This is a genomic window from Neisseria sp. 74A18 (assembly GCF_001308005.1).
Taxonomy (GTDB): Bacteria; Pseudomonadota; Gammaproteobacteria; order Burkholderiales; family Neisseriaceae; genus Neisseria; species Neisseria dumasiana.
Genome location: NZ_LGZA01000011.1, coordinates 48,074 through 58,361, shown reverse-complemented (window position 1 = coordinate 58,361; position 10,288 = coordinate 48,074). Strand labels below are relative to the sequence as shown.

The following is a 10,288-nucleotide window of genomic DNA, read 5'->3' as shown; positions in this document are numbered from 1 at the left end:
ATCAGGAATCCGACTTTGCCTTTCTCAACCGGCTGTGCGAAGAAGAAGGAATTTGGTACGCCTTCGAGCAGAATGCCCAATATGGCGATGTGGCGGTATTCGGTGACGATGCCGCCCATTATTTTCGTAACCACACTTTCCCCTATCCCTACCGCCCCCATGGTGGGTTGGAGAGTGTCGGCGAGGAAGCGGTGTTCGCCTTACAGGTGAAACACAACCCGATTCTCGAATCCATCCGCGTCGGCGACTACAACTACCGCGATGCCGATACCGATTTGTCGTCCCAAGTAACGGCGAAGGATAAGGAAACCGACAGCAGCGTTCTACTTGGCAGCGACAGCCATTGGGGTTTGCATCAAAAAACGCCCGAAGAAGCCCAACTTCAGACGGCCTTACTGCAACAGCTCGACCACAGCCGCCGTATCGTTGCCTCAGGCAGCGGCAATATCACCGCCCTCAGCCCCGGCCAAGTGTTTCAGACGGCCCCGAGCTTCAGCGAAGCACCCAACGGCTGGCTAGTAGTGTCGCTCACCCACAGCGGCAGCCGCGACCAAGCATACAGCCATAGCTTTACCGCCATTCCCGCCGACAGCATCTTCCGCCCCGAACGCACCACCCCGCTGCCGAAGATACAGGGCAGCCTACCCGCCAGAGTCACCAGCCCCGGCAACTACACCTACGCCTATATCGACAATATGGGGCGCTACCGCGTCAAACTGCCGTTCGACCTCGACGAATGGAGCCCGGGCGGAGAAAGCCGTCCCATCCGCTTAGCCAAACCCTATGCCGGCCCCGACTACGGCCAACACTTCCCGCTGCACGAAGGCACCGAAGTGATGCTGTCGTTCGTACAGGGTAATCCCGACAGACCCTACATCAGTGGAGTGATGCACGACAGTTCTCACCCCGACCACGTTCCCGCCGATTGGAACACCCGCAACGTTATCCGCACTTGGGCCAATAATAAGCTGCGGATGGAAGACAAACAGGGACAGGAACACATCAAACTGGCGACCGAATACGGCAAAACCCAACTCAACCTCGGCCATATCGTCGACAGCCAAAGACAAAAACGCGGCGACAACGGCGAAGGCTTCGAGCTGCGTACCGACAGTTGGGGTGCATTGCGGGCGGGTAAGGGTTTGTTCATCAGTGCCGACGCCCAAAATCAGGCTTCGGGACAGGTGTTGGATATGGATGCCGCCATCGCCCAAATCGAACAAGCAATCTCCCTAGCCAAAAGTCTTAACAAAGCCGCGCAAACCGCTCAAAACGAAGCACAGGCAGGCCGTCTGAACGACAGCCTCAAACAACTGCAACGCGCCGGCATCATCCAATCCGCCCCCGACGGCATCGCCAGTGCCACCCCGCAAAGCCAACTGCACACCGCCGGCCAACACATCCACCATATCAGCGGCGGCGACACCGACATCAGCACCGGCCGCAACTTTACCGCCCATGCGGTCGGAAGCGTCAACCTGTTTGCCCAAAGCAGCGGCGCGAAGTTACAGGCCAATCAGGGCAAAGTGGAGATTCAGGCACAGAACGACGAGATGCAGATCAATGCCCTCAAAGATGCCACCATCACCAGCAGCGCGGGAAAAGTGACCGTGGCGGCAAAAGACGAAATCCTGCTCACCAGCGGCGGGGGGTACATCAAGATTAAAGACGGCAACATCGAACTGGGCTGCCCGAAGATGGTGTGGGTGAAGTGTGCGGGGTTTCAGGTGATGGGGCCGAATCACATTAATCATTTCGTCAAGCTGCCAGATAAAGAGCCGACTTGGCTGGCTTTCCAATATTTGGATGGAGATATGCAGCCCATGCCGTCTGTTAAATACAAAGCCTATTTTGAAACAGGAGAGGTTATTCAAGGCAATACGGATGAAAAAGGCTTTTATGAAATCCACAATCCGCCATCCGATATTGTTAATCTGGTTATCGAGGGAGAACCGGTTGAAATCAAACAAGACAGCATATTCGATTATTTGGAAATAGCTGCTTCTATGGAGAAAAAAAATGTTTGATTCATTCACAGACGCAGCCAATAGGTTTTTTAGTAAGGTTTATAACAATTTAGCTGATGCTGCTAAGAACGGAGCTAAATGGGTTGCAGAAAAAACCGACGGAAGCGTAACTTGGATTTGGGGGACACTCAAAGGCAACTGGGAACCGAACCGTAGCGACAGCCAGATTATTGCCGATGCTGCTTTAGGGTTTGTTCCATTTGTGGGTCAAGTATTGGATGTACGGGATTTGATTGCCTGTATTTACGCACTAACCAATGAAAAAGATTCCAACGGGCAAATTTACAAATGGATAGATTTGGTTTTGGCCATTTTAGGAACCATTCCCGGCGCAGGTGATGTTGCCAAAGCGGTGCTGAAAATCATTTTTTTGAAAATACGCCGTTTCGGTGCCAACAACCTGAGCAAAGCCATTAAAGCCTCGATTGAACCGATTAAGGGTTTAATGCGTGACGAGAAAGTGATTCAGGTTATCGGGCATAACAACCTGAACAAAGTCTATCGAGCAACCATCAGCAAATGCCGCTCTTGGGCGGGCAGCATCAATGCGCAAACCATTATCAACCAATGGAAGGAACTGAACGACAGATTGAGCGGCTACCTAGACACATACCGCCACCTGATACCGAATGATGCAGCTACCTATATCCGTACCTTGCTGGCCGATTCCCGATCCCTGCTTGCCAAATCCGCCCGTCCTCTGCAAGATGCCGTAGAGAGAGTGAAAAAGATTCTGAACGAAATCGCCGACGAGCTGGAAAAAGAAGCAGGCGGGCTGCAGGCGGCACGGATGAGCCAAAAAACACCGGTGCCCCTTGTCCGGCACGATCCCAGAATCGTCAGAGGGTGGAGCAATGCCAAAAAAGGCCTTTATGGAGAAATCATCAGCGACGACCATATGCGCAAAAAAGGCTTTACCAACATGCTGCCGGAAAACAGGCAGGTTCGCAGCTTGGAAGATATGCCCAAAGGCCGGGGCATAGACGGGATATACAGCAATCCTAAGCCGCCTCCGCCCTATGTGGTAACGGAAACCAAATTCAGAACGGCGGCGGGGGAATATGCAGACAGCGACGGTTCGCTGAGCAAAGCCAAGAAAGTGGAGGATTTGCTCGGCAAGACTCGAGACGGGAGACAGATGAGTGAAGAGTGGATTAAAAGGAGATTGCCTAAGGAAATAGGTAAAGATCAAGCTGATGTTGTCTTCAGTAAAAAATATGAAAGTTGGCTGATGATAGTTGGCCCTGAAGGCGAAGTAGTGGAAATCTACAAGCTGGATAAAAATGCCAAAGTAATCGACAAGGTTAAAAAATAGAAAGGATTGGATATGTGCGAATTTGAAAAAAATAAACGAGCTATTTTTTTACAGGAAAAATTTTATCTTGAAAACCAGGAATATGCTAAAAATAAATTAAGTAAAAATATTTTCGACAAAAAACCACTTGCCGAAGACGGATGGGATTTAAATGATCCTGAAGATGTCGAGACTTACTATCGCAGAATGAGTTGGGATCAAATATCAGAAGCAATGGAATACACCCAACTTCTCTACTCCGCCGGCCACCCGATGCCCGAAGTCATCGCCGCCACCCACGATATGCTCGAACGCTTCCACAAGCATTTTGGTGTTGATTTTCCCGAGAGAAAACTACAACTGTGGGAGCCGGACACCTACGCCTATATCCTGTGGCTGCTAGGATTGGCGGTATTGTCCAACCACAAACCCAGTTTGGAGCGCATCCCCAATTGGCTGGCTCCCGATTTGGACGAAAACGGCGACTGGATCAAAGGCGGCGCGCCTTTGGTGGATGAACCGCTGAAAGCATTATTGGATTTCATCGGCTATACGGGCAAAGTACAGGTTGATGCCGAGCCGTTTTTCCCGAAAAGTGTGTATATGCTGATACCCGAAATCATCAACCCGACACGCGAGCAGGGGCAGCCGTCTGTTTCTCCAACACAGCGGCGCACCGAACTGATGCAGCAGTATCTGCGCGGATGGTATAAAACCAGTAAAGATACCTACTGGTATGACTACCACATAGTGCGTGACGGCGAACTGTTTTTCGGCTACTGGTCGTTTGAAGCCGGTATGTTGTCGGTGCTGCTTGATCTGCCTTATTTCTCCAAACCTTTCAAAGAAATGTCGTTTTATCCGAAAGACTATGTCGAATACGCACGAACACACGGATTCGCCACGCTGAAATAATATCTAAGGCCGTCTGAAAATTTCAGACGGCCTTTGTCGGATTGGCGAGTAAAAGGCATTTGCAAAAGCCTGCGGATGATAGTCGGTCCCGAAGGCGAAGTGGTGAAAATCTACAAACCGGATAAAAATGCCAAAGTAATCGACAAGGTTAAAAAATAGAAAGGATTGGATATGTGCGAATTTGAAAAAAATAAACGAGCTATTTTTTTACAGGAAAAATTTTATCTTGAAAACCAGGAATATGCTAAAAATAAATTAAGTAAAAATATTTTCGACAAAAAACCACTTGCCGAAGACGGATGGGATTTAAATGATCCTGAAGATGTCGAGACTTACTATCGCAGAATGAGTTGGGATCAAATATCAGAAGCAATGGAATACACCCAACTTCTCTACTCCGCCGGCCACCCGATGCCCGAAGTCATCGCCGCCACCCACGATATGCTCGAACGCTTCCACAAGCATTTTGGTGTTGATTTTCCCGAGAGAAAACTACAACTGTGGGAGCCGGACACCTACGCCTATATCCTGTGGCTGCTAGGATTGGCGGTATTGTCCAACCACAAACCCAGTTTGGAGCGCATCCCCAATTGGCTGGCTCCCGATTTGGACGAAAACGGCGACTGGATCAAAGGCGGCGCGCCTTTGGTGGATGAACCGCTGAAAGCATTATTGGATTTCATCGGCTATACGGGCAAAGTACAGGTTGATGCCGAGCCGTTTTTCCCGAAAAGTGTGTATATGCTGATACCCGAAATCATCAACCCGACACGCGAGCAGGGGCAGCCGTCTGTTTCTCCAACACAGCGGCGCACCGAACTGATGCAGCAGTATCTGCGCGGATGGTATAAAACCAGTAAAGATACTTATTGGTATGATCGCCATAAAAAACGTGATGGAGAAAATTTCTTTGGCTATTGGTCGTTTGAAGCGGGTATGTTGTCGGTGCTGCTTGATCTGCCTTATTTCTCCAAACCTTTTAAAGAAATGTCGTTTTATCCGAAAGACTATGTCGAATACGCACGAACACACGGATTCGCTACACTGAAATAATATCTAAGGCCGTCTGAAAAGAAGTAAACTTTTTCAGACGGCCTAATCGAGAGACAATGATTCAACAATAGAGTTTCTAAGTGATGTTCGGTAGAAATCAGCTATCTTGTTTTGATTTGGTTTTGCTGAATTACAGTCATATAGATTGGCCAGTATCTGAAAATCGGTCAGTTATTTATAAACGGTTATATACCGAAGTTGCTTTTCACTTGCAAAGGTTGGGAGCGTGTGCAATTTTTTGCTTTTTCCGGTTGTATTTTTACTTAAAAACCGTCAGCTAAAATTAGCTTGGGGCGATACTCGGCGGGCGGAATACTTTATAATCCGCGATTTATTTCTAACTCATACTAACCATTCAGAAACACTGACCGCGCCGGTTGCGGTTTTGCCGAACCGGAGCTGAATTACCGAAAGAACGATTGTGGATAAACTCAAAATCTCTGCCAACGGGCCGTTAAACGGCGAAATTACTGTATCCGGTGCCAAAAATGCTGCTTTGCCGCTGATGTGTGCCGGTTTGCTCACTGCTGATACGTTGCGTTTGAAAAACGTGCCCATGCTGCGCGATGTGAAAACTACCCAAAAACTGTTGCAAGGCATGGGTGCGCGGGTGTTGACTGATAACGTGCATGAATTTGAAATCAACGGGGGCACGGTAAACAATACGGTTGCTCCTTATGAATTGGTGAAAACCATGCGTGCTTCGATTTTGGTGCTCGGCCCTACGTTGGCGCGTTTCGGCGAGGCTCAGGTGAGCTTGCCGGGCGGGTGTGCCATCGGTTCGCGGCCTGTGGATCAGCATTTGAAGGGTTTGGAAGCGATGGGAGCCGAAATTACCATTGAACACGGTTATGTGAAAGCCAAAGGCCGTCTGAAAGGTGCGCGGGTGGTGATGGATGTGGTAACGGTCGGCGGCACGGAAAACCTGTTGATGGCTGCTACTTTGGCTGAAGGCACAACGGTTTTGGAAAATTGCGCCATTGAGCCTGAAGTGGTGGATTTGGCCGAATGTTTGGTCAAAATGGGTGCGAAAATCAGCGGCATCGGTACTTCTGTGATGACGGTTGAGGGCGTGAAAGAGCTGCACGGCTGCGAGCACAGCGTGGTTCCCGACCGTATTGAAGCGGGTACGTTTTTGTGTGCGGTTGCGATGACGGGCGGTAAAGTGGTGCTGCGTAATGCTGCGCCGAAAACCATGGAAGTGATACTCGACAAGCTGGTTGAAGCGGGTGCGGTTATCGAGGCGGGCGACGATTGGATTTCTATCGATATGCAGCAGCGTCCGAAAGCTGTGGATATCCGCACGGTTGTGCACCCGGGTTTTCCTACCGACATGCAGGCGCAGTTTATGGCGATGAATGCGATTGCCGAAGGCACGGGCAAGGTGGTGGAAACGATTTTTGAAAACCGTTTTATGCATGTGCCGGAGTTGAACCGTATGGGTGCGAATATTTCTGCGGAAGGCAATACGGCGATTGTGAAAGGTGTTGAAAGGCTTTCGGGCGCAACGGTGATGGCTACCGACTTGCGTGCTTCTGCCAGCTTGGTTATCGCGGGTTTGGTTGCCGACGGTGAAACGGTTGTGGAGCGTATTTACCATCTTGACCGCGGTTACGAGCACATTGAAACCAAACTCGGTCAAGTAGGTGCGAAAATCGAGCGTATTTCTTAATGCTTATTGGATAAGCATCCGGATTGGATTAAAAATCTCAGGCCGTCTGAAAAATGTTTTTCAGACGGCCTGTTGTTATTTTCTGCCTGCCGGCTTATTCATACACTTTCAATAATTCCACTTCAAAAACAAGTGTGGCATGGGGAGGAATCACACCGCCCGCGCCGTGGGCACCGTAGCCCATTTCGGGCGGGATGGTGAGTTTGCGTTTGCCGCCTTCTTTCATGCCGTCGAATCCTTCGTCCCAGCCTTGAATCACTTGGCCCACACCGAGGGTAATGGTTAAGGGCTGGCGGCGGTCGAGGCTGGAATCGAATTTGGTGCCGTCTTCCAGCCAACCTGTGTAGTGTACGGTAATTTCTTTGCCTTTTACGGCTTCTTTGCCGTGGCCGGTTTGGATATCTTCAATAATCAGGCTCATGTTTTTCTTTCATCTTTGATTTAGGTTATAGACCTTTGCAAAACGCCCATCTGCGGGCAGTTGAAGGCGTGGCAGCACAACGCTGAAATACGCCTCGGATAATGGTGCGAAGGTCTCGGTTGGGAGTGGCAAGAATAACATAGCACCGACTTGCGGGAAAACCTTTGCTTCGCGTCGGGCGGTGTGAAGGTTGGAATGTGCTTTTCTTAAGTTGATTGGCTGTATGTGTCTGCGCCTACGCATTGGTGAAGCGGAAAGGGGCTGCTTTGGGAACGGATGTTTTTCTTGCGCTCGTAACGGTTCCATGCTTTTTCGTGAAAATAAAACACGAAAGTATTGGCAATCGGTTCGATAAGGGCAACCGCACCGGAAATGCCGATGCTGCCCGTGAGTATATAGGTTACGCTGAAGGCTACGCCGAAGTGTAGAATGGCGAAGGTAATGGTTTTCAACATGGGTATGTCCTTAGGGTCTGTTCAAAGTTTCCGTCTGTTGCCTGCGGTTTTGTTTTGAAAAACTGTTGGGCAGGAATATTGGGAACAGACGCTTAAAAATTCGGTTATACGGTTCGAGGCCGTCTGAAAAAATTTTAATCTGTAGAATGCGAAGTATCTTAAATAATGAACCGGCAGATGATGAATTTGATTCTGACAATGTTTATTTAGCTATTTTTTATTAATTATCATTTACTAATAGCAAAGAGTAATTATGTTGACATGGAAAATTGTGGTTCTGGATCAGGGAACCTTGGTAGAACGGCCTTTTGCGTTTGATTTTAGCCACGAAATTCAAGAATATGCCTATACCGAAAACGAAGATGTGGCCGCCCGTATCGAAGGCGCCGATATTGTGATTACCAATAAAACTGTTATTGATTCGCAACATATCGCCGGCAACCCGAATTTAAAACTGATTGCGGTATCGGCTACGGGCGTCAACAACATCGACGTTGCGGCGGCCAAAGCAGCGGGCGTGGCGGTGTGTAATATCCGCAATTACGGCAATGATTCGGTTGCCGAACATGCTTTTATGCTGATGATTGCATTGATGCGCAACCTGCCCGCCTATCAGCGGGATTTATCGGCAGGCATTTGGGAGCGGTCGCCTTTTTTCTGCCATTTCGGTGCGCCCATGCGGGATTTGAACGGTAAAACGCTGGCCATATTCGGCAAGGGCGGCATCGGCGTCAAGCTGGCCGGTTACGCGCGGGCTTTCGGTATGAACGTGGTGTTCGGCGAACATAAACATGCCCGCAGCGTGCGCGAGGGTTATTTGCCGTTTTACGAGGCTCTGGGTTGTGCCGATGCGGTGTCGCTGCATTGCCCGCTAACCGACGAAACCGCCGGTATGATAGGCGAAGCGGAGCTGCAACACATGAAACCGGGCGCGCTGCTGATCAATTGCGCGCGCGGCGGTTTGGTAGATGAAGCGGCTTTGGTGGCCGCGTTGAAATACGGCCAGCTCGGCGGTGCGGGGGTGGATGTATTAACCGAAGAGCCGCCGCGCCACGGCAACCCCTTGCTAAAAGCGCGCCTGCCGCATTTGATTGTAACGCCGCACATGGCTTGGGGCAGTTTGGAAGCGCGTAACCGCCTGTTTGATATGTTGACGGAAAACATCAATCGGTTTGTGGCGGCGCATCCGCAGAATCTGGTTTGACCGAAAGCGATAAATCGGAAGGTTTCGGAAAAACATAAAATTGGAGGCCGTCTGAAATATGTTTTTCAGACGGCCTCCAATATTGATACGGATTATACAAATTTTCTCAACAGGTTGAATGCACCGGTTTGCAGGGTCAGGTTCAGCAGCGGCTTGCTTCTGAATAAACCGCACAGCATTCTTACCGGCAGGCGGTTATTGAATTTGCTCGGATAATTGGCCATCTTGAAATCGTAGCCGACATTTTGCAGGCGGCTGAAAAATTCTTTTTTGCCGAGATTCAGTTTCAACATGTTCACAATATAAATAAACAAAAACGAATCGCGTATTTCTTTCAAGCGGCTGTAAACCGGTGAGTTGCTGCGGCTTTCTGCCAACTCGGTGTAGCCTTTTACGGCTGATGACACATCATCAAGAAACTTTTTATTTTGTGCGTCGCTGCGTTGCGCCCGCATAGCCGAATCGGGATTATCTACATAATCGTAAACCTGTTCGTCGCTCACCATGATTTTATCGGTTTGGAAGAGATACGCCAGCACAAACAGGCCGTCTTCGAGATATTTCATGTTTTCGTTGAAACGCAGGCCGATATTTTCGATGAGGCTGCGTCTGTAAATATAGCTCCACACATACGATACAAACGGAAAATCAACCATAAAGCGGTTAGTATCGACGGTTTGGCTGTGTCCGCTTACGGGATAACGGCAGTTGAAATGCAGAATATCGGCATCCTGCACGCACAGGCTGTTGAACAAGCCGCCCAATTTAACCGCATCGACGTTATCGTCGTGATCCATAAACATCACATATCTTCCTACGGCCTGATCCAAAGCCTGATTGCGGGCGCGGCTGACTCCGCCGTTTTCGCATTCGATCAGCCGGCAACGGGCCGATATTTCGGGATGGTCATTTAAGAAGCGGTGCAGTTTTTCGGAAGTGTCGTCGGTAGAGCCGTCGTTCACAATGATAAATTCCACATCATCAATGGCTTGGTAAATGTTTTTGATGTTACTGCCCAAATTTTCAATGAACTTCCCCCCGTTATAAATCGGAATGATAAAAGATAAATTCATGATGAAAATCCTTGCAACCGGTTACGGACTATAAATTGAAAAAACCTCCCGAAACAGCCGGATGCAGATGCGGTTTGAGAAATTGGGGGAACACATACCGCATAACACGCAACTATTTCATAGAGGCTTATTTATTCGAATGACCCTTGTACGGGAAAATAGTTCCTTGAGGTG

General features: G+C 49.3%; 9 protein-coding genes. 6 read left to right on the top strand and 3 right to left on the bottom strand.

All coding sequences use genetic code 11. The features are described 5' to 3' along the window. The 5 genes from AKG43_RS12225 to murA form a co-directional block, all read left to right on the top strand. A partial coding sequence (locus AKG43_RS12225) for a type VI secretion system Vgr family protein (RefSeq protein ID WP_082402986.1) occupies positions 1-2,027 on the top strand: 2,027 nt, incomplete at its 5' end. Further along, positions 2,020-3,342 (top strand): hypothetical protein, encoded by a 1,323-nt coding sequence (locus tag AKG43_RS05300; protein ID WP_054599525.1) that lies wholly within the window; start codon positions 2,020-2,022, stop codon positions 3,340-3,342. The genes AKG43_RS12225 and AKG43_RS05300, both read left to right, overlap by 8 nt. Before the next feature lie 12 nt (positions 3,343-3,354). Continuing rightward, on the top strand, positions 3,355-4,236 hold the full coding sequence (locus tag AKG43_RS05295; RefSeq protein ID WP_054599524.1) for a PoNe immunity protein domain-containing protein: 882 nt from the start codon (positions 3,355-3,357) through the stop codon (positions 4,234-4,236). A gap of 171 nt (positions 4,237-4,407) precedes the next feature. Continuing rightward, positions 4,408-5,289, top strand: coding sequence for a PoNe immunity protein domain-containing protein (locus AKG43_RS05290; protein WP_054599523.1), 882 nt, complete (start codon positions 4,408-4,410; stop codon positions 5,287-5,289). Positions 5,290-5,710: 421 nt separating this feature from the next. Continuing rightward, positions 5,711-6,961 (top strand): UDP-N-acetylglucosamine 1-carboxyvinyltransferase, encoded by a 1,251-nt coding sequence (gene murA, locus AKG43_RS05285; RefSeq protein WP_054599522.1) that lies wholly within the window; start codon positions 5,711-5,713, stop codon positions 6,959-6,961. Positions 6,962-7,055: 94 nt separating this feature from the next. On the opposite strand, the gene AKG43_RS05280 is transcribed toward murA, so the two are convergent. Both AKG43_RS05280 and AKG43_RS05275 read right to left on the bottom strand, forming a co-directional pair. Then, the gene (locus AKG43_RS05280) at positions 7,056-7,382 is read right to left on the bottom strand and encodes an FKBP-type peptidyl-prolyl cis-trans isomerase (protein ID WP_054599521.1); all 327 of its coding nucleotides are present in this window, start codon (positions 7,380-7,382) and stop codon (positions 7,056-7,058) included. Positions 7,383-7,588: 206 nt separating this feature from the next. Further along, complete coding sequence (locus AKG43_RS05275; protein WP_054599520.1) at positions 7,589-7,837, bottom strand: DUF2061 domain-containing protein; 249 nt, start codon at positions 7,835-7,837, stop codon at positions 7,589-7,591. 253 nt (positions 7,838-8,090) lie between these two features. Here AKG43_RS05275 and AKG43_RS05270 point away from each other — a divergent pair, with 253 nt between their 5' ends. Further along, positions 8,091-9,041: a D-2-hydroxyacid dehydrogenase gene (locus tag AKG43_RS05270; protein WP_054599519.1), complete on the top strand. Its 951-nt coding sequence runs from the start codon at positions 8,091-8,093 to the stop codon at positions 9,039-9,041. A gap of 92 nt (positions 9,042-9,133) precedes the next feature. Here the strand turns inward: AKG43_RS05270 and AKG43_RS05265 are convergent, their stop codons facing one another. Then, complete coding sequence (locus AKG43_RS05265) at positions 9,134-10,114, bottom strand: glycosyltransferase (RefSeq protein WP_082402985.1); 981 nt, start codon at positions 10,112-10,114, stop codon at positions 9,134-9,136. Positions 10,115-10,288: the final 174 nt, after the last annotated feature.

Coding starts and splice junctions, on each gene's coding strand:
- AKG43_RS05295 (WP_054599524.1), top strand. CDS start 3,355: ATGTGCGAATTTGAAAAAAATAAACGAGCTATTTTTTTACAGGAAAAA.
- AKG43_RS05265 (WP_082402985.1), bottom strand. CDS start 10,114: ATGAATTTATCTTTTATCATTCCGATTTATAACGGGGGGAAGTTCATT.
- AKG43_RS05300 (WP_054599525.1), top strand. CDS start 2,020: ATGTTTGATTCATTCACAGACGCAGCCAATAGGTTTTTTAGTAAGGTT.
- AKG43_RS05270 (WP_054599519.1), top strand. CDS start 8,091: ATGTTGACATGGAAAATTGTGGTTCTGGATCAGGGAACCTTGGTAGAA.
- AKG43_RS05280 (WP_054599521.1), bottom strand. CDS start 7,382: ATGAGCCTGATTATTGAAGATATCCAAACCGGCCACGGCAAAGAAGCC.
- AKG43_RS05290 (WP_054599523.1), top strand. CDS start 4,408: ATGTGCGAATTTGAAAAAAATAAACGAGCTATTTTTTTACAGGAAAAA.
- AKG43_RS05275 (WP_054599520.1), bottom strand. CDS start 7,837: ATGTTGAAAACCATTACCTTCGCCATTCTACACTTCGGCGTAGCCTTC.